Origin of the sequence: Paenibacillus lentimorbus NRRL B-30488 (assembly GCF_000411595.1) — a bacterium.
Taxonomy (GTDB): domain Bacteria; phylum Bacillota; class Bacilli; order Bacillales; family Bacillaceae; genus Bacillus; species Bacillus velezensis.
This window is the reverse complement of sequence record NZ_ANAT01000034.1, coordinates 1-22,910: the sequence shown is the minus strand read 5'-3', so window position 1 is coordinate 22,910 and position 22,910 is coordinate 1. Positions and strand designations below refer to the sequence as shown.

Annotated in this window: 4 protein-coding genes and 1 pseudogene; all 5 read left to right on the top strand. The window is 50.1% G+C overall.

Annotated elements, in window-relative coordinates; genetic code table 11:
- A partial coding sequence (locus D368_RS17010; RefSeq protein WP_486129287.1) for a beta-ketoacyl synthase N-terminal-like domain-containing protein occupies positions 1–2,681 on the top strand: 2,681 nt, incomplete at its 5' end.
- A gap of 18 nt (positions 2,682–2,699) precedes the next feature.
- A pseudogene (locus tag D368_RS17005) lies at positions 2,700–8,995 on the top strand (beta-ketoacyl synthase N-terminal-like domain-containing protein).
- Positions 8,996–9,019: 24 nt separating this feature from the next.
- Positions 9,020–13,942, top strand: a complete 4,923-nt coding sequence (locus D368_RS17000) for a beta-ketoacyl synthase N-terminal-like domain-containing protein (RefSeq protein WP_486129286.1) — start codon at positions 9,020–9,022, stop codon at positions 13,940–13,942.
- 7 nt (positions 13,943–13,949) lie between these two features.
- Positions 13,950–14,762 carry an SDR family NAD(P)-dependent oxidoreductase gene (locus tag D368_RS20315; RefSeq protein WP_486129285.1) on the top strand — a complete coding sequence of 271 codons (813 nt, stop codon included), beginning with the start codon at positions 13,950–13,952 and terminating at the stop codon, positions 14,760–14,762.
- A gap of 51 nt (positions 14,763–14,813) precedes the next feature.
- Positions 14,814–22,910, top strand: an 8,097-nt coding sequence (locus D368_RS16995) for an SDR family NAD(P)-dependent oxidoreductase (RefSeq protein WP_128575004.1), incomplete at its 3' end; no start/stop codon positions are given.

Sequence of the window (22,910 nt, the reverse complement as noted above, 5' to 3'; positions counted from 1 at the left end):
CCGGTTATGCGGCAGCCAACGCATTTATGGATGTTTATGCAGCCCGCCGAAACAGGCTCGTGCGGGACAACAATCGGAGCGGGCAGACCCTGTCCGTCAACTGGCCGCTTTGGGAAGAAGGCGGTATGCGCGTGGACAAAGAGACAGAACGGCTGATGTATGAACAGACCGGAATGAAAGCCATGCGATCGGCTTCAGGCATCCAGGCGCTGTACGCCGCTTTTGCCTCCGGAGAACACCAGGTCATGGTGGCAGAGGGCGACGAGAAACGGATTCGAAAAAACCTGATGCCTGAAGCGCCGGAACCGTCCCGTAGCATTCATGTGTCAAGGAAGACCCACGTCCATCTGCCAAATAAAGTACAAGCGGAACTCAAACATATGATATCAGGCATTCTGAAGGTGAAAGAAGAAGAAATAGATGCTGAATCAGAGATGAGAGATTATGGTTTTGATTCGGTTTCATTCACGCAGTTTGCAAATGAACTAAATAAAATGTATGGGCTTGAACTGACGCCAGCCGTGTTTTTTGAATACCCGACAGTCTTTAGTTTTGCCCAATACTTGCTGACGGAACATCCGGATACATTCGGCTCACAGGAAGAAATAGAAACGGAGAAACCGGTTGAGCGTAAAAAAATGAAGACGGAGCCATTCTCGATTCCGTCCCGCCTTCCTAAAACAAAAACCGCAGCTGCACCTGAAGAGCCCGTGGCGATAATCGGAATCAGCTGTGCATTTCCAATGGCTGAAAATCCGGAAATGTTTTGGGAGAATTTAGCCGGAGAAAAGGACTGCATTTCTGAAATACCGCCGGAGCGCTGGGACTGGAGACAGTATTACGGAGATCCGCAGAAAGATAAAAATGCGAGCAATGTAAAGTGGGGCGGCTTCATTGATGAAACCGCTCAATTTGATCCATTATTTTTCGGTATTTCTCCGCATGAAGCCGAAATGATGGATCCTCAGCAAAGACTTTTAATGATGCATGTATGGAAAGCGATTGAAGATGCCGGCTGCTCTGCCAAAAGCCTGTCAGGTACAAATACAGGCATTTTTGCAGGCACGGCAAACAGCGGTTACGCCCAGGAAGCTTCAAAGTTCCATATAGAGATTGAGGGTTCTTCCGCCGCCGGAACGGTTCCGTCAATCGGTCCGAACCGCATGAGCTATTTTCTGAATATACATGGGCCGAGCGAACCGATTGAAACCGCCTGTTCAAGCTCATTGGTCGCTGTTCACCGTGCGGTCAGGGCAATTCAGGCCGGAGACTGCGGCATCGCGATTGCAGGAGGCGTCAATGCTATTGTGTCGCCGGACATGCATATCAGCTTTAATAAAGCGGGAATGCTCAGTGAAGACGGGCGCTGCAAAACATTTTCCGATCAAGCGGACGGGTATGTCAGAGCTGAAGGTGCCGGCATGATTGTTTTGAAAACATTATCTGATGCGGAACGTGACGGCGACCGTATTTATGCCGTTATCCGCGGAACGGCGGAAAATCATGGCGGAAGGGCGGCTTCCCTTACATCGCCGAATCCGAAAGCGCAGACAGAAGTCATGATAAAAGCGTATCAGCAAGCGAACATCGACCCCCGTACAGTGAGTTATATTGAAGCCCACGGCACGGGAACGGCGCTCGGAGATCCGATAGAAATCAACGGACTCAAAGCGGCTTTTGCAGCGCTTTATCAGAAAGCCGGAGTAACGGCACCCGATCAGCCTCATTGCGGCCTCGGTTCCGTCAAAACGAATATCGGCCACACAGAGCTTGCCGCCGGCATGGCCGGACTTTTAAAAATTATTTTGCAGATGCAGCACAAAACGCTCGTTAAAAGTCTGCATTGTGAAACCGTTAATCCGTATATCAGCCTCGACGGCAGCCCGTTTTATTTCGTCCGCGACACTCAGCCGTGGAAAGCGGCGACTGATGATAGCGGAAATGAACTGCCGCGGAGAGCGGGTGTCAGCTCGTTCGGATTTGGCGGTGTTAATGCTCATGTCGTGCTCGAAGAATATGTTTCTCCTGTTGAAGAGAAACAATGGACGGCCGGTGAACTTCAGCCGTCCTTATTCATTCTCTCGGCAAAGACGGCGGAACAGCTGAAGGAACGTGCGGAACAGCTGCGCAGATATTTGGAAAAGTCACATTCAGCTGACGGAGCTCTTGCGGATATCGCTTATACGCTTCAGCTTGGCCGGGATGAAATGGAAGAGCGCCTTGCCGTCATTGCTGAAACAAAAGAAGAGCTTACGAACGCGCTGAATGATTTCCTCAGCGGCAAGGAGACGGGGCAGAATTTCTTTACAGGCCGGAACAAAGCGATGAAACAGCTGTTTACAGAGATGACGGACAACGCAGAAATGAGCGGGGCCGTAGATCAATGGATTGAAGCAGGAAAGTATGCAATGCTTGCAAAATTATGGGTGCAAGGCTTGCATGTCGATTGGAATAAATTGTATTCGGACGAAAGACCGAAAAAAGTCAGCCTGCCCGTCTATCCTTTTGCGAAAACACATTGCTGGATACCGCACAGTGTGCAGCATATAAGGCACCGGGAGACTTACGGGACTGATACGTCCCCGCTTGAGACTTATGAGCGCCTGCTTGATGAATTGGAGAAAAACGAAATAAGCATAGAAGCCGCTGTAAAAAGAACGATCGGTTTTTACAGGGATTAGCGTAATGGAGGAAACCATATGAAAGAGTTTCTGCACCGGGTTTTTTCTGACGTCAAAAATAAAAAAATGACAAAACAGGATGCGATCGGCATTTTGCGCGATTATGATATGCGGATGGGACTTCGCCAAACGGATTCCCTTCATCCGCTTGCTCAGCAGCATATTTCCGATGAAACGGGACAGGGATTCTCGGCAGCTTTCAGCGGCCGGGAATTTTTTCTCGCTGATGTTTCTTTACAGCATAAAAAGCTTATGCCCGGAGAACTTCTTTTGGAAATGGCGAGAGCTGCGGCTGTTTTGACAGTAAAGGAGACTGCGGCTGTCCGGCTGACGCATATCGTGTGGTCAAAGCCCATTTTGACTGAGGCTGAGCCGTTCCATATCGAAATCAGGCTGATACCCGCAGAGGGTGAAGCCAAAAGGTTTGAGATTTATAATCCATTTTCAGCCGATTACAGTCATCATGATGTGTACAGCCAAGGGACGATTCAGCCAGTTGATGCTGCGCCCGGCATGCTGGATATCAGCCGCTTGAAGGAAAACAGCGGTTCCCTGATGGATAAGCAGCAAATTGAAGCCATCACTCAGAACGATACCGTTCAATACAGTGAGCACATGAAAGGAATTGAGCGTATTTACGCTTCAGCAGGACGGATGCTGGCAGACATTTCAATTCCGTTGACAAACCAAAAAGAATCCGCCCGATTCGGCCTCCCTCCCTGTGTGATGCAAAGTGTGACAGAGGCATGCGCGCTGCTTGGCGGCAAAGAATATAAAACGCTCGCCCCGGTTTCATTGGACGAGCTTTTGTTTTATGAATCTTGTCCTGACAAGGTATGGGCCGAGATACAAGAGAAGGCGGGGAGCTTTTATATTGATTTATGTGACAAAGAAGGAAAAATATGGGCTTACCTGTCGGGGTTGAAGCTGCAGCCTGTCATCAAGACGGGCGCTCCCGGAAAAACCAATGCCGAACACCGCAGTGAACGTTTGTATGAACAAACGCTTCTTCAGCTCAAAACGCTTTTTGGCCTGACTGCAAAAATTGCTGTTTCCAGCATAGATACTGAAGAGCCGCTGGAAACCTACGGAATAAACTCAGTCACTGTGACGAAATTAAACCGCGAATTGTCTCTGCTTTTCGGTGACCTTTCCAAAACGGTTTTTTACGAATATAAGACACTGGGCTCTTTGGCAGCTCACTTTGTCACGGATTATCCGAATGAATGCCGAAAATGGACAAATGATGATGAGCACCGTTCAGGCATATCAGAACAGGTTTTGGCAAATGAAGATTTTCCGGTGCTTCCGTCGTTTATCAAGCGAAAGAAACGGCCTGCTTTTTCCAATGAGAAACAGACAAAAGAAGGGATTGCGATTATCGGCGTCAGCGGACGTTATCCGCAAGCTGAAACACTTGAAGAGTACTGGGATAACTTAGCGGCCGGAAAAGACTGTGTGACGGAAATTCCCGAAGAGCGCTGGGAAAAGGACAAGTACTACAACCCTGATCCCGAAGCGGCCGTGAAAGCAGGGAAAAGTTACAGTAAGCGGGGCGGGTTTCTGAAAGATGCCGCTTTCTTTGATCCGCTGTTTTTTCAAATTTCACCCCGTGATGCTTTGAATATGGACCCGCAGGAGCGTCTCTTTATTGAAATGTGCTGGCAGGTGCTGGAGGATGCCGGTTATACGAAGGAACTGCTTGAGAATCTGTATAACGGCCGGGTCGGCGTTTTTGCTGGCATTACGAAAAACGGGTACGGAATGTACTGGAAAAACGGCGGCACCCTGCAGCCGAAAACGTCGTTCAGTTCAGCGGCCAACAGAGTTTCCTATTTTCTTAATCTGAAAGGGCCGAGCATGCCGGTCGACACGATGTGCTCGTCTTCGCTGACTGCAATTCATGAAGCGTGTGAAAACATCCTTCGCGGCGAATGTGACATGGCGATTGCCGGCGGTGTGAATGTGTATACGCATCCTTCGGCTTATGCGGAGCTCAGCGCCTATCGAATGCTTTCAAAAGACGGAACGTGCAAAAGTTTCGGTGAAGGCGGGGCCGGATTTGTTCCCGGGGAAGGCGTCGGGGCCGTGCTGTTAAAGCCGCTGTCAAAAGCGATGGCTGATAAGGACCATATTTACGGGGTGATTCGCGGCACTCATATCAATCACGGCGGCAGAACAAACGGGTATACAGTGCCGAGTCCGAGCGCCCAGGCTGACGTGATTTCCGGCGCGCTTGAAAAATCAGGAATACATCCGCGGATGATCAGCTGTATCGAAGCCCACGGCACGGGCACTGAACTCGGAGATCCGATCGAAATTGACGGTTTGACCCGCGCATTTCAAATGAAAACGTCAGATAAAGGCTTTTGCGCCATCAGCTCAGTTAAATCCAATATCGGGCATTTGGAAGCCGCGGCAGGCATCGCCGGTGTAACAAAACTGCTGCTCCAGTTTCAGAAACGAAAGCTGGCCCCTTCATTACATTGCCGAAAATTGAATCCGAATATTGCATTTGACCGGACGCCGTTTGCGGTGCAGCGTGAATTGGCAGACTGGAAACGGCCGGTCATTGAGGAAAACGGAGCGCAGAAAGAGATTCCGAGAATCGCGGGAATCTCTTCTTTTGGCGCGGGCGGGGCAAATGCCCACATATTGATAGAAGAATATATTGAACCTGATAGGGAGATTTCTGAGCCATTCACAGATGAAGATCCCGCAGTCATTTTATTATCCGCCAAACAGGAGGCCAGCCTGAAGCAGCGGGCGCAGCAGCTTCTTCAAGCGATCAGAAAAAATGACGTCACAGACCGCAGCCTCCGGGACGCGGCTTACACCCTTCAAACCGGAAGAGAAGCGATGGAAGAACGTGCGGCGTTTATCGTGACGTCGACAGAGCAGTTAGCGGAAAAACTGCAGCGTTTTATTGACGGCGGAACAGACGGCTGCTTCAGGGGAAAAAGCAAACAGTATAAAGATATTCTAGCCGTTTTTAAGGATGAAGATATGCAGGAAGCCGTCCGTAAATGGATGAAAAGAAAAAATTCGCGAAGCTTCTGGAACTTTGGGTAAAAGGGCTGAAGATTGATTGGTCAGAGCTTTATAACGGCAGCCTGCCGCATCGCGTCAGCCTTCCCGGTTATCCATTTATAAAGGATCGTTATTGGCCGGGCGATGCAGCGCCGGACAATGTTCGTGATGCTGAAACACATTCTGAAACATTTCGTGAATTCCGCTTTTTACAGAAAAGCTGGGCAGAAAGCAGCCGTGTTCCGGCTAAGGAAGTGCGGGGCGTCATCGGAATAGCCGCTGATCACCAGACAGGAAATTTGGCCGTTGAGCTGTCCCGTTATTTCCCCGAGTCTGAAATCATTGACGCTGCATCACCGGAAATATCCGGGGACGCGGCCCGGTTTGGCGGTCTGATTGATGTGACGGGGTGCGGGACGGAAATCAAGCATGATGACGGCTGGATTCATCGTCTGCAGTGTCTCATTGACAACAGAAACCGCGGCCGAAAGCTTCAGCTGCTTTGTGTGACAAAGGGGCTTGAACCTTTTGCAAATGAAACGATAAATCTCTCAGGTGCAAAAAAGGCCGGATTGTACCGTATGCTCCAAAGTGAGTATAAGGATATCCGCTCGCGACATATGGATGCAGAACGGACTGCTGAAGATTCCGAGCTGGCAAACCAGATCGCAGAGGAGTTTTTTCGCGATTCTGCAGACATCGAAGTGTGTTACCGAAACGGTGTGCGCTATCACGCGCGGTTAAAGGAAACAAACAGCTTAGCTGAAAAAGAATTTTCATTTCCGAAAGACCATGTGCTCTGGATCACCGGAGGGACCCGGGGACTCGGATATTTATTCGCCCGGCATTTTGCCGAACGTTACGGAGTCACGAAACTCGTGCTTACCGGAAAAGAAACAATGCCTCCGAAAGCGGAGTGGGATGATCATATCAAACGGAATTCCCCGTTTTCCGATAAAGTGAGAAGAATCAGAGAGCTCGAACAAAAAGGTGTCCGAACGGAAGTGCTGTCTGTATCTTCCGGCCCTGAATATGAGCAGGCCGTCAGCCGGGTGAAAGAGAAGATGGGGCCGATAGGAGGCGTGATACACGCAGCGGGAGCCGTAGATCTCGATCATCCCGCCTTTATCCGCAAAACAAGAGAACAGATGATGCCCGTGCTTGAACCTAAAACAGACGGGCTGGACCTTTTGTATCAAGCGCTGCACAAGGAGCCTCTCCGGTTTTTTGCGCTGTTTTCTTCAGTGTCCGGCGTGATGCCGGAATTAGGAGCGGGACAAAGCGATTATGCCATGGCTAACGCCTATATGGATTATTTTGCGGCCGCAAAAGGTTTTCCGGTGCTGAGCATCCAATGGCCGAGCTGGAAAGAAACGGGTATGGGCGAATCAAAAAGCCGGGCCTATCTGAAAAGCGGTTTAAAGAGCATCACTGACAGAGAAGGGCTGAGTCTGTTTGATGCCGTTATGGCAGGCGATTGCGGATCTGTTATTATGCCGGCCGTCATTCACCCGGAAAAATGGGAGCCCGACCGTCTGATGCTTTCAACCGGCCTTACCGAAACAAAGCAGCATGTACAGGGTGAGACAGAAAGCGTAGAGGAGTGGCTGACGGGCATTTGCTGCCGGGAATTAAGACTGGAGCCGTCAAGATTTGAATCTGATACACCGTTTCAAGATTACGGAGCCGATTCCATCATGCTTGCCCAAGTGTCCAGAGCGATCGGAAAGAGGATCAAAGCTGACCTTGACCCGGCGGTGCTGTATGAATACCCTACGGTTGCTGCGCTGGCGGGATGGCTTGAAACAGCATATCCGGAAATCAAAGATGCCGTTTCAAAACCGGTTCAGCCTGTAATCCCGGACGTTCCCAAACAAACAGCAGCCGCTCTCATTCAGCCTTCTGGCGCTGCAGCGGCGCAAGACATCGCTGTTGTCGGAATGTCCTGCCGTTTTCCGGGAGCTGAATCAATTGAAGCTTATTGGAAGCTGCTGTCTGAAGGAACGTCGGCCATTCAAAGGGTGCCGAAAGAGCGCTGGAAAACGGAGAAGGCGGATTATGCGGGCCTTTTAAAAAATGTAACGCATTTTGACCCGGAGTTTTTCCTTATTCCCGAAGAAGACATCAAGGCAATGGATATCCAGTCCTTTCTTATATTAGAAGAGGCGCTTCATCTGTTCAGAGACAGCGGTTACTCTTTACAAGAAATGAAAGGCAGGTCAGCCGGTGTCTATTTAGGAGGACGCGGCGGCAGTATGCCTGACGAAAACCGTCTGAAGCATGCAAAAAATCCGATAGTCGCCGCCGGCCCGAATTACTTGGCGGCCAATCTTTCTCAGTTTTTTGATTTGAAGGGGCCGAGTCTTGTTTTGGATACGGCCTGTTCTTCAGCGCTTGTCGGTATGAATATGGCGATACAGGCGCTTTCTTGCGGTGAAATCGACTCAGCGGTGGTCGGGGGAGTCAGTCTGCTGGAATCCGGTCAAACCCACCGGATGTTCGAACTTCGCAATCTGTTAAGCGAAGAGCCTGCGTTTCATATTTTTGACCGCCGCACCGGCGGCATCGTATTGGGAGAAGGCGTTGGAATGGTGTATTTAAAAACAGCGGCCCAGGCTGTAAAAGACGGGGACCGGATTCATGCGGTCATTAAAGGCATTTCCGTAAACAATGACGGCAGAACCGCGGGGCCTGCCACACCGAATATACAGGCGCAGAAAGAAGTGATGGCCAAGGCGCTTGCCAAAAGCGGCAGAAAAGCGGAGGATATCAGCTACATTGAAGCAAACGGTTCAGGCTCTGAAGTAACCGACCTTTTGGAACTGAGGGCGATTGAAGCGGTGTACCGTATGCAAAACAGCGCGCCTTGCGAATTGGGGTCGATGAAGCCGAATATCGGACACCCGTTATGCGCTGAAGGGATTGCCGGATTCATTAAAACAGTGCTTATGCTCTCGCGCCGAATGCGTGTGCCTTTCCTTTCGGGCAAAGAGCCGATGACGCATTACGATCTGTCCGCCTCGCCGTTTTATTTTTCGCACGTTCTGCGTGAATGGACGGATTCACCGCGGATTGCCGCCGTCAGCAGCTTCGCTGACGGAGGGACGAATGCCCATGTCATAGTGGAAGCCTGGGAGCAAGAGGTGTACACCCCGGTTAGAAAGCCTTTGCCGAGACAGGAATTAAAACGCCGGCCCATCCGTTCGGACAAAGCTGAAAACTTGCATGAAAACGCACATGAGTCCCGCCCGAATACGTTTTGGAAACAAATGAAGACTTACTGATTGCGCTGAAAATTGAACGTCGATATGGAGGAAGTTCATATGCAAGAGCAGCTTCTTATTAACAATCAGCATCCCGTTCTGAAACATCATAAAGCCTATGGAAAGGAACTGCTGCCGGGTCTGGCTTATATTGACCTGATCTATCAGACTTTCAGAGAAAACGGTTTTTTTCATGCCGGCCTTGAACTCAGGCACTTATCGATTTTTCACCCTTTAGCTCCTGAACAGGGAGAAACAATCCTGCTTTCTGTTGACTGTACAGAGAACGGCGAAGGGCAATGGAAGGTAGAGGTGAAAGGGCAAAAACAAGGTGTCGAAGCAGCAGAGACAAAGATATATGCCGCGGCGCAAATGCATTCCGTCAAGCCCGCCGGCTTCCAAGAGAGCGTCCGGATGGATGCCGTAAAACAAACGGCGGCAGAAATACCGCTTGAGGACATTTACGCGGAATGCAGGGATCAAGAACTGGTTCATTCAGGAATGATGAAAGGCTGCGGAAGCGTCTACCAGACTGAAAAAGAGATTTATATTGATCTGTCGGTGCAAAAGGATCAGCTGGAACATGCAGGAGAGGCGATGTTTCATCCCGCATTGATAGATGCGAGCAGCATCGGTTCCAATGTATATCTCGCTCCTTTGACGAGGGAGGAGGGGCAATTATTTCTGCCGCTGTTTTATGAATCGTTTTATTGCGCCGAATTGCTGCAGACGACATGTATCACCAAGATAAAAAAAGAATCCGTCACCCGTAAGAAAGATCTCGTTTACGTGACAATGGAGTTTTTCAATGAGGAAGGCAGAAAAGTCGGCGAACTGAAAAACTTCGCCAATAAACGGGTGAGGGACCCGGAACTGATCAATCAGAAACGGCAAAAGAAAGAACCTGACGGGCGGAATGCCGTCCCGGCTCTGCAAGCGGAACCGGCGCCTTCCGAGCCCCGATCTGCGGCGTCTTCCGCCGGCCTTACTGAACAGTGCATCCTTTATTTAAAAGAATTGCTTGCCGCCCGATTGAACAAACCTGTGAAAGAGATCGACCCGGATATCGGCTACTATGAAATGGGGCTGGATTCTCCGGGGCTGTTGGACATGGTAAAGGAAATTGAACGAAAAATCGGAACGCAGCTTCTGCCGACGCTGTTATTTGAATACACGACAATCACGGAATTGGCGGGATATTTGTGCGAACATTACGGAGCCGGCTTCGGCCATGCTCAAAGCGGGCATTCAAATGCTGAACCTTTGCACAGGGAAAAAAAGAGGACGACCCAAATCCGTGTGAAAAAATCGGCGTCAGCCGGAACGCAGAATGGAGATATTGCGATTGTCGGGATGGCGGGACGGTACCCCGGCGCCAAAAATCTTCGTGAATTCTGGACAAATTTAAAAAATGGAGAAAACAGCGTAACGGAAGTGCCTCGTTCCCGCTGGGATACGAGGAAATATGAGCATTTGCGATCGCCGTCCGGCAAGCCGATTTCCAAATGGGGCGGTTTTATAGACGATCCGGATTGTTTTGATGCGAAATTTTTCCGGATTTCTCCGCGGGAGGCAGAAGCTAAAGATCCGCAAGAACGATTGTTTTTAGAAACATGCTGGGAAACGATTGAGGATGCGGGCTACACCCCGGAAACAATCGTTCAGCCGAAAGGGCCGAATAAGAGAATGAACGTCGGTGTGTTTGCCGGGGTGATGCATATGGATTATTCTCTCGCCGGCGCTGAAGCTGCGGCCAAAGGGCTGGTCTTTCCTTATCCCTTGAACTATGCGCCGATCGCAAACCGGGTTTCATATTTCTGCAATTTTCACGGGCCGAGCATGGCGGTTGACACGGTGTGTTCGTCATCTCTGACGGCCGTCCATATGGCGGCGGAAAGTCTGAGACGCGGTGAATGTGAAGCAGCTCTTGCCGGAGGCGTCAATTTATCATTGCACCCGACAAAATATATCACATACGGCTTGATGGATATGCATTCGAGTGACGGGCTGTGCCGCACGTTCGGCGAAGGCGGCACAGGCTATGTCTCAGCTGACGGCATCGGGGCCGTGCTGCTGAAGCCGCTTCACAAAGCCGAAGAAGATAAGGATCATATTTATGCGGTGATAAAAGGCAGCGCCGTCAATCACGTGGGAACCGTCAGCGGGATTACCGTGCCGAGCCCCGTGGCGCAGGGGAATATGATAGCCGAATGTCTTGAAAAGACGGGGATCGATCCCCGGACGATTTCTTATGTGGAAGCGCACGGAACCGGAACTTCTTTAGGAGATCCGATTGAAATACAAGGTCTTGTCAAAGCTTACCGCACGTTTACGGAGGATCGGCAATTTTGTGCGATCGGTTCCGTTAAATCGAATATCGGACATGCGGAATCAGCCGCCGGGATCAGCGGGCTTCATAAAACGGTTTTGCAGCTGTTTCACAAAACGCTTGTCCCTTCTTTGCACTCAGAGACGATTAATCCGTATCTCCGTTTAGAGGACTCGCCATTTTACGTGCAGCAAAAAACCGAGTCATGGAAAAAGCCGGCGTATACAGAGAACGGCAGTGAACATTCCTGTCCGAGACGCGCAGGCATCAGTTCATTCGGGGCGACGGGTTCAAACGTTCATCTCATTTTAGAAGAGTACAGGCCCAAAAACCCCGGCATTACGGAGAATCAAGAGAGACCGTATATCGTGCCTCTATCAGCGAAAAATCCGGAGCGGCTGAAGGAATACGCTGCCCGCCTGCTGATGTTTCTCAAAGATAAAGCGCTTGAAGGAAGCGGGCCGCTTCATGACAAAACAGATACAATGCAAAATCAGCTGGAAAATGCGCTGCGCGGTGCTCTGGCCGAAGTTCTGCATGTAGAGGCCGGCTCGGTAGATGGTGAACAGGATTGGAAGGAATTCGGCTTGGATGTCATGCAGCTGACACAGTTTTCTGAGCGGCTGACGGATCAATACGGGCTGGCAATAGACATGACTGATCTCATACAGCATACTTCCGTCCGGACTTTAGCAGAATGTCTGACAAACGATGAGAAACATAAGAATATTCTTTCCAGTCTTTTCGGTCAGTCCGGCTTAGAGAAGCAGCCTGAAGAACCTTTTTCCCTGCGGTCACTGGCATATACGCTGCAAACGGGACGGCTGGCAATGGAAGAACGGCTTGTTTTTTTAGTGAACGATCAAGCGGACCTGATCAGGAAATTAACCGAATTTACAGAACGAAAACGGCAGATTGACGGCTGCTTTCAAGGGCGGTCTGATAGCGGAACGGAAATCAGGGGTTTCCTGAATGATGATCAGGATACGGAGGAGCTGATCCGAAAATGGACGGACAGCGGCACTTACAAAAAACTTGCGGAGCTGTGGTCAAAAGGATTTGAGATAGACTGGACGCGGCTGTATCAGGAGGAGAAGCCGCGCCGGATGAGTCTGCCGACGTATCCGTTTGCAAAGGACCGCTATTGGATACCGGAGCCCGATCATCCCGTCACTTCCGTAAATACAGAAAGCAGGCTTCACCCGCTGCTTCACCGCAATACATCAGATTTGTTAGAACAAAAATTCAGCACGATACTGAACGGAGATGAATTCTTCTTAGCCGATCATATCGTCCGAAACAAGCGTGTTCTCCCCGGGGCGGCTTATCTTGAAATGGCGAGAGCCGCGGCTGAACTGGCTGCCGCGCCGTTAGCCGCTGAATACACGGCTAAAACCGGCATTTCGCTGCGGTATATCAGCTGGATACGCCAGGCCGTTCATAAAAAAGAGCCGCTGCGTATGACGACAGGTCTTTCCTTAGAGGATAACGGCAATGTTTCATTTCAAGTGTACAGCAATGAAAACGATTCAGACATTTATTGTGAAGGCAGTGCTGTGATTGAGCCGCTGTCTGAGGCGCCGGTTTTGCATATTGAACAGCTGAAAGCGCGATGCCGCAAAAAAGTGCTGTCAAAGGAAGACTGCTATGCGGCATTTGCAAAGGCGGAAATTGTATACGGACCTTCACATCAAGGAATTGATCACATTTATTGCGGGGAAAAAGAAGCCTTGGCTAAATTGGTGCTCCCGGCTTCCGTTTGTGATGAGGCCGAACAGTTTGTGCTCCATCCGAGTCTGATAGATTCCGCTTTTCAGGCGGCCATCGGCGTTATGAATGAAGATAAAGCGGGTTATCCGGAGCAGCCGTTAATGCCTTTTGAATTGCATGAACTGACCGTTTTTCATCCGTGCAGTCCAAACATGTGGGCGGCCGTGTTTGTGACGCATGAAACACCGGCCGTGCGAAGAATGGACATTGATATATGTGATGAACGCGGCAATGTGTGTGTAAGGATAAAAGGATTTTCTGCCCGGATGGCCGAAAGTGCGTCGGTCGTAACCGATAATAAGCAATACGATCTGCCGGGTGACCTTACCGGAGCCGTCAAACTGATGCAGGTATGGGACGCTGAACCGATAGACAACCAAACCGGCTTCCCCATTTCTGAAGCAAAAGCTGTCATCATAGGCGGTACAGACGGGCAGGCGGACGCGGTTTTACGATTGTTTCCTAAAGCTGTGCGATTTGATAGCAGCCAAAGTGCTTCCGTTGAAGTGATATCCGATCGGCTCCGCCGTGTCGGTGAGATTCAGCATATGATCTGGTTTGCCCCTCAGCCGGCTGATTCTTACATCCATGATCAAAAAAGCGGGGTGCTGCAAATTTTCAGAGCGGCCAAAGCTCTTATCGGTCTCGGGTATGGAAAAGAGCAGCTCGGGATGACGGTGATTACGCACCAAGCACAGCCTATCACCCAATATGATGAGGTGCGTCCCGCTCATTCCAGTGTGCACGGTTTCGTCGGGTCTCTCGCAAAAGAACATCCGAGCTGGCACATCCGTCTGGTCGATCTTGAAGACGGGGGGGGATTTCCCTGCAGAAGACATATTCAGCCTGCCCCGCGACCGTACGGGTAAAGCATGGGTGCGCAGACATCAGGAATGGCACCGGCCTCAATTGCTTCCGGTCCAAAGCGGGCCGTCTGAAAGTGTTCCTTACCGATATGGAGGCGTATATGTCATCATCGGCGGTGCGGGAGGCATCGGCGAGGTTTGGACAGATTATATGGTGACGACGTATAAAGCCCGAGTCGTCTGGATCGGGAGGCGGCCGCTGGACAGCCGGATACGCCAAAAAATAGACCGGTACCGGCCATCAGGCCCCGCTCCCGAATATATAGCCGCAGATGCTTCTGATCTTCCATCGCTTCAGCGCGCCTATGAACAGATTAAAAACACATACGGCACCATCAGCGGCGTCGTTCATTCAGCGATGGTATTTGCGAATGAAAGCGTAAAAGATATGGAAGAATCACAGTTTCACGCCGGCCTTGCGGCGAAAGTGGATATTTCCGTCAACATTGCCGAAGTATTTGCGAAAGAGTCTTTGGACTTTATTCTCTTTTTCTCTTCGGTTATTTCATATATTAAGAATCCGAATCAAAGTCATTATGCGGCGGGGTGCGCATTTAAAGACGCATTTGCCCATGAGCTTTCCGGACGGCTGTCATGCCCGGTCAAAGTGATGAACTGGGGGTATTGGGAGCGGGCTGACAATCACATTTCTGAAGAGTTTGACAGACTGAGTGCAATCGGTCTCGGACTGATCAGCCGGGCGGAAGGGATGCGGGCGCTGGAAACTCTGCTGACGCAGCCGATCTCCCGCATGGGGCTGATGAAGCTGACCAAGCCGATTCCGATCGAGGGAATGAACCCTCATGAATTTGTGACTATCTGATTGCCTGTCAAAATGACGGAGCAAATTTAATTTTCTTAGGAGGATAAGGTTTTGGGTAAGGGAGACAAACAAAAAGACCGTACACAGTTATCCTTAAGAACAGAAATAAGCAATCAAATGAAAGAATTGAATCGGCTTTTGCTGCAAGTGCTGCGGGTGACGCTGCGTTCAATGGGTCTGACCGGCGAAGCGCCGGCGGCTTCCTGTCTGCCTTTATATGAGCGCTGGCTGGAAGAAAGCATCCGTCTTTTAGACGGCGATCTTAAAAGCGGTGAAACGGCCGCGATGTGGGAAGAGTGGCATAAGAAGAAAAACGAATGGCTGAAAGATCCGGATATGAAAGCGCAGGCTCTGCTGGCGGATACCGTCATTCAAGCTTTGCCTGACATTTTAACAGGCAAAATAAAAGCCACTGACGTGATGTTTCCCGATTCTTCAATGGAGCTTGTTGAAGGAATCTATAAGCATAACATTCTCGCTGATTATTACAACGATGTGCTGGCAAATGAAGCGTGTATTTATGTGGAAAATGTAATTAAAAACAATCCTGAGGCAAACATCCGTCTGCTGGAGATCGGAGCGGGAACCGGCGGAACGAGCAGCACACTGTTTAAAAAGCTCCGCCCCTATCAAAACCATATTCAGGAATACTGTTATACCGACTTGTCAAAAGCTTTTTTAATGCATGCCGAAAAGGAATACGGCGCGGACAATCCGTATTTGACGTATCAGCTGTTTAATGTGGAGAAGCCTGCGGTGGGCCAGGGATTACATCTGAGAACCTACGATATCGCTATCGCCGCAAACGTGCTGCATGCCACCAAAAATATCCGGAAAACCTTACGGACGGCAAAAGCCGTATTGAAAAAAGACGGTTTGCTGCTCGTTAATGAACTGGGCGGGCATACGCCGTTTACACATGTTACATTCGGCTTATTAGAGGGCTGGTGGCTGTACGAAGATGAGGCGCTGCGGATTCCGGGGTGCCCCGGTCTTTATCCGGAAACATGGAAATCCGTTTTAATGGCTGAAGGCTTTCATTCCATTCAATTTCCGGCTGAAAACGAACGTCTGCACACCCAGCAGATTATCACAGCGAAAAGCAACGGAGTCATCAGGCAGAGCAGGGAAGCTTACACCGCGCAAAAGCGCCAATCAAACGTACCGCGAACATCCTCTGATCGTCAGCTCCCCATCAAACAAACGGGAGAGGGGCTTTCGGAAAAGACAGCGGCTTTTCTGATAAGGGCTGCGGCAAAAGTATTAAAAATGCCGGCAGAAGAGATAAATCCGCTGGCTCCTCTGGATGAATACGGCATTGACTCTATTCTGATCGTTCAGCTGACGAATGAGCTGCGGGATCTCGTCCCTGATATCAGCAGCACGCTGTTTTTTGAATACCGGACGATAGAAGAGCTTGCCGCATACTTGGCTGAAACGAAGGAGCGCGAACTGCTTGCGCAATTTTCTGAAGAACTCCGTCATACTGAAGCGGTATCATCCGGATCTTTGCTTGAAAAAAGCACAGAGTACCTGAAACAGATCGTCAGCGTCATCTTAAAGATGCCGATTGAGGACGTTCAAGCCCATACGCCCCTTGAAGAATACGGAATCGATTCCATCTTAATCGTACAGCTGACCAACCGCGTGCGGGAAGACGTCCCTGATATCAGCAGCACATTGTTCTTCGAGTATCCGACAATCGGCGGATTAGCGGAATATCTCGTCAGCTCAAGACAGGAAGATATGGCTGGGATTTTCAAGACAAATAAAGAAGCCGAAAAGGCGCCGCACACTTTAGAGAAAAAGCAAAGCCGCAAAAAAAGCGCCGGATTGACGAAGCGCCAAGCGGCATCTTTTTCTGAAAAAGCGCCGCCCGCTTCCGAACCGCCGTCAAAACACCTTGAAGTGGCAATTGTCGGTCTTGCCGGGAAGTATCCCGGAGCTGAAAATGTTAATGAGTTCTGGGAACGGTTAAAAACCGGTGAACACGAAATCACCGAAATTCCGAAAGACCGCTGGAATTGGCGGGACTACTATGATGAGACAAAAGGTAAGGAAGGGCGGATGTATACAAAGTGGGGCGGCTTTTTAACAGATAGTGATAAATTTGATCCGCTGTTTTTTAAAATCTCCCCGAAAGAAGCGGAGCGCATGGACCCGCAGGAGAGACTGTTTCTGGAAACCGCTTATGCGGCCCTTGAGGATGCCGGATATACCCCTGATTCACTATGCGCCGGTAAAAAGGTTGGTGTCTTTGCGGGTGTCATGAACGGCAACTATCCGACAGGGGCCCACTACCACTTTATCCCGAACCGCGTATCCTATGTGTTTGATTTTCACGGTCCGAGCATCGCGGTCGATACCGCATGCTCCTCATCCTTAACCGCCATTCATCTCGCCGCAGAAAGCATCAGAACAGGTGCATCTGAATGCGCGATTGCCGGCGGCGTAAACCTGATTACAGATCCGGTTCATTATATCGGACTTTCTTCTATGAGAATGCTGTCGCCGTCAAACGCGTGCAAAGCGTTCGGTGATAAGGCTGACGGGTTTGTTGACGGAGAGGGCGTCGGCTGTATCGTGTTAAAGCCGTTGAAGAAGGCTGTTGAAGATCATGATCATATATACGGTGTCATTAAAGGAAGCGCTCTGAATGCCGGCGGCAAAACGAACGGGTTCACCGTTCCGAACCCGAATGCACAAGGGGAAGTGATCGCAGAGGCGATGGAGCGGGCAGGAATTGATCCGAGAGCAATCAGCTATCTGGAAGCCCACGGCACCGGCACTTCCTTGGGAGACCCGATTGAAATCGCGGGGTTAACCAAGGCTTTCCGCCGCTATACGGATGCAAAGCAATTTTGTTCCATCGGTTCTGTTAAATCCAATATCGGACACCTGGAAAGTGCGGCGGGCATTGCTGCGGTCACCAAAATTCTTCTTCAGATGAAACACGGATATCTGGTGCCGTCGCTGCATTCAAAGCAGCTGAACCCGGAAATTGATTTTGAAACTTCTCCTTTTATCGTGCAGCAGGAAACGGCGGAATGGAGACGGCCGGTCATAGAAACTGAAGGAGTAACACGGGAATATCCGAGAATCGCGGGTACATCTTCTTTCGGAGCGGGCGGGGCAAATGCCCACCTGCTTATAGAAGAGTATGAACCGGCTGAAATGACTTCGGCGGACTCCGGCCGTCCGGCGCTTTTTGTTTTATCGGCAAAGGATAAAGACCGCTTGCGCGAGCGGGCTCTGTTGCTGTCGGATGCCGCCGGAAACGGAACAATTACAGATGCAAATCTGCTTGACGCGGCATTTACCCTTCAAGTCGGCAGAGTCCCGATGGAAGAACGGCTGGCGATGACAGCGGACTCTGTTTCTGAATTGGAACAGAAGCTGACTGCTTTTCTGAATAATGCCGGTTCCGTAAGCGGGGTGTTTACGGGCCGGAGTGATAGTGCTGTCACAGAGACGGAAGGCACAGTCGGTGATTGGATGGAAAAACGTCAATTTGACAGTCTTTTGAATGCCTGGGTTCACGGGACGTCCGTCGATTGGGCATCTTTATATAAAGGCGCGCTGCCGCATCGTATCAGTCTGCCGTCTTATCCATTTGCAAAAGAAAGCTACTGGATGAAGCGGGAAGAACAAAAAACAGGAACAACTGAATATGTGCATCCTTTCCTGCATGAAAATACGTCAACCTTGGCGGAGCAAAGCTATCATACATCTTTTACAGGCCGGGAACACGTTTTCCACGATGTGAGAGGGGAGCGGGTTCTGTCGGCAGCCGTTTATTTAGAAATGGCGCTTGCGGCTTATCATCATGCGGCAGACAGCTCTGAAGAAAAAGAGATATGGATCCGAACAGCGGCATGGACTGACCCGATTACCAGCGGACATCACGGTGCGGGCGTCAATCTCTCCCTTCTGTCTGAAGACGAGGAAGGCATCCATTATGAAATATACAGTGATGAAGAGAAGCTGCATCATTATGGAATCATCGGTCAAGGGAACATACAGCCGTCCCGCGTGCTTGATATTGCCTCCTTACAAAAAGACTGCCGCCCGCTGTCATTCGATTATGAAACACCAGGCACATCAGGTGTAACGATCAGTAAGGAGTTCCGCACCGTTGAAAAGCTTTATACGGGAGAAAATACGGTTTGGGCGAAGCTTGCTCTTACAGATGAAAGCGGCCGTAATCCGGGATATCATCTTCCGCCGGAATTTCTGGACGCAGCTTTTCATGTCCTGGCAAAAACGGAGCCGTCAGTCCATATCGTGCCTGAAGCGGTTGAAGAACTGCGCGTCATGCGTCCGTGCTCATCCGGCATGTGGATGTATATGAATAAAAAGAATCAAACCGGCTGTGACATTCAATTTTGTGACGAAACCGGCATTGTCTGCGCAGAAATCAAAGGGGTGAGAATGAGACAGCCGTCTCAGCAGGATTACGGGCAAGAGGAACAATCCGAGATGATGATATTTGAAGAAATGTGGACGCAGCAGCCTCTGGTGAAATCCATTCATGAAGAGCTTAAAACGGTCATCTGTTTTCTTACGGGAGAAGCTGCCAGAAAGCATGCTTATCGGTCTTTACAATCCCTTTATCCGGGAACCGGCGTGTTTTTTATTTCACAGGGTGAGGAAACTCAAAAGCTTTCAAACACGCATTATCAAATTAAAATCACTGACGGACAAGCATATCAAGAAACGTTTCGGCATATTGAAACGGCTGCTGGCAAAGCGGATGCTGTTTTATATGGATGGCCGCTTGAAGATGAAAAGGCCGTGAAAGACTATTCTATTCTGTATCATGTGATCCGCGCAGCGGCTTCTTTGCGTTCTAAACCGAGGCGAATCCTTCTTTCCGCTCAGTGCGGGACCGATACCGATATCAGTTACGCCGAGTCATGGATCGGGCTGGAACGGTCGCTGAAACTGATCTTGCCGGAGACGGATACGGCCGCGGTTTATTTTGGACAAAAAGAACCGTTTGAAAAGCTGATCCATAACGTATGTGAAGAGTTTCACAGCGAGTCATTCCGCAGTGTCATGTACAGTGGGGAAAGCCGTCACGTCATGGAAATGAAGCAGACGGATATTGCCCCTGTTGAGCAGCGTGTGATAAAAAGCGGAAAAACGTACTTGATTACCGGCGGATGCGGGGGATTAGGCTTGTTATTTGCCGGATATTTTGCTGAAAAAGGACCGGTTACGCTCATTTTGACGGGGAGATCAGCGGCAGGCGGCCCGGTGCTGAACAAGATAAAGAGATTGGAAGAATCAGGCGCCAAGGTGTTTTACGTGCAGGCGGATGCCGCAGATCAGGCTCAGATGGAGAAAGGTTTGCAAGAAGCGAAAGAGAAAGGATGCGGGCCGATTCACGGTGTCATTCACGCTGCAGGTCTTCAAGGCACTGAAAGCATTCTGGAGAAAGATCTGCAAACCTTTCAGCAAGTCTTATCGCCAAAAGCGGACGGCACAGCGGTGTTAGATCAGGTTCTGTCACGGGAGCCGCTTGACTTCTTCTGTTGTTTCTCTTCTTCTTCAGCGATTTTAGGAGACTTCGGTTCTTGTGACTACGCAATGGGGAACCGCTTCCAAATGGCTTTTGTCCGTCACCGGGATAAACTTGTGAGCCTCGGACTCAGAAGCGGCAAGTCACTTGCAATCAATTGGCCGCTTTGGAAAGAAGGGGGGATGCATGTCGGCACGGCGGAAAGCACCGATATGTATTTAAAATCAAGCGGACAGCGTTATTTATACACAGAGGAAGGACTCGAAGCTTTTGAAACATTGTTGGTCCAGCCGTCCAGCCAGTATCTCGTCCTGGCCGGCTTTCCGTCGAGGGCCAAACGCTTCCTGCAGATAGATCAAGGCGAACGGCCGATTTCGGGTTCTGTACACAGGAACGTCCCGTTTTCAGGAAGGCGGAGTGAAATGAAAGGCTTTACACTGGAAGAATGCGTAAGCTGGGATGTGAAGGAACTGGCGGCGGGGCTTTTGAAAATAGACAAGAACAGACTGACGGATGCTGACAATCTGGCTGATTTCGGCTTTGATTCTATCAGTTTGGCGGAATTCGCCTCTTCTTTGTCCGCTCACTACGGAATTGAAGTGACCCCGGCCCTGTTTTTCGGACATTCCACACTGGAGAAGGTCGTCCGCTATTTTCTGACGGAACACAAGTCCGTCATAGAGCATGTCTATGAAGAAAAGAAACCTGAATCCGCAGATCAATCTGTCTTTGAAAAGGCAGGAACGGAAAAGCGAAAGAAGCAGAGGGGAAGAAATAAGCTGAACGCCGGAACCGAGGGCAGTCAGGCAGCTGATTCCATTGCCATTATCGGCATGAGCGGCCGATTTCCTCAGGCGCGCACGGCGGACGAGCTGTGGGACATTCTGTTTCAGGAAAAGGACGTTGTCGCACCGGTCGCAAAAAAAGGCTTCACAAGTTCAAAATGGAAACTCGGCGCTGTACCGGGGGCGGACGAATTCGACCCTTTATTTTTTGAAATATCGCCGAGGGAAGCTGAAACGATGGATCCGAAGCAGCGGCTTCTTCTTCAGGAAGCGTGGAGAGCCCTTGAGGACGCCGGCTACGGCGCCAGTCACATCAGGCAGCAGACGATCGGTATGTTTGTGGGGGCGGAAGAAGGAGATTATCACCTTTTAACACAGGACAAAGGCAATGTCACGTCTCATCATAACGGTATTTTGGCGGCGCGGCTGGCTTATCACTTGAATTTATCAGGTCCTGTGATGGCGATAAATACAGCATGTTCTTCGGGGCTCGTTTCTGTCCATCAGGCGGTATTAAGCCTGCAGAATAAAGAGTGCACAACAGCTGTTGCGGCCGGGGTGAATATCATGAATACTCCGGACTTTTTTGAAACGATAGATAAAGCCGGAATGCTGTCGGAAAACGGGAAATGCTTCGCGTTTGATAAAAGGGCTGACGGCATGGTTCCCGGGGAAGCGGCCGCGGCGGTTGTTCTGAAGCCGCTGAGAGAGGCGGAAGAAGATGGTGATCCGATTTACGGGGTGATTCGGGCTAGCGGCATCAATTATGACGGGAAAACAAACGGAATTACCGCTCCGAGCGGCGTCGCGCAGACCCGGCTGCTTACTTCCGTTTATGACCGGGGCCGTATCAACCCTGAAGATATCGAATATATCGTCACACACGGCACGGGGACAAAACTCGGTGATCCGGTGGAAATTAACGCGCTTTATGACGCATTTTCTGCCTATACAAACGAAGAAGCATTTTGCGCGCTCACATCAATTAAAACCAATATCGGCCACACGTTTGCCGCGTCAGGCATTGTCAGTTTGATCAGTCTTTTACAGGCATTCTCCCGTGAAATGATTCCCGCCAGTCTGCATTGCAGCGGGGAAAACCGCTATATCAACTGGGAGAAGAGCCCTTTTTATGTGAATAAAACGGGTAAACCGTGGCCATCTCTGCCGGGTAAAAACCGAATGGGGGCAGTCAGCGCATTCGGGATGAGCGGAACAAACGCCCATGTCGTTATGGAAAGCTATAAGCGCAGCGCTTCACCTCATCCGGATGCCCCTGCTTATTTACTGACTTTATCAGCAAAAACAAAGGAGGCCCTTCAGGAAAAAATCGAAGATATGATCACTTGGGCGGAAAATGGCGGACTGAAAGAAAATGATCTAGCCCAGCTCAGCTATACGTTGCTAAAAGGACGGCATCACTTTAACCATCGCGCCGCCATCGTGGTTCAGGATGCTGATGACGCAGTGTATGTATGGAAGCAGGCAAAGCTTAATGAACATCATCCTTATGTGTTTTCGGGAAAAGTACCGCAGCACTTTGCAGGCCGACAGCATATTCAGGAGCACATAATAGAAGTGCTCGGCAAGTGCAGCGCCTCATATTCTGACCATAGAAAATATCAGGAACTGTTATGCGTGCTGGCAGATTTTTATTGTCAAGGTTATGAAATCGAAGGGGACTTGCTTTATGGCGGACCTTTGCCGCGAATCGGCAATCTGCCGGGCTACCCGTTTGCAAGGCAGACGTATTGGGCGTCCGATGGTCTTCAGGGAGAGCTTGAAAGCCGGAATTCAGCTGAACGTGAAAAGCTTCACCCGCTGCTCCATGCGAATACG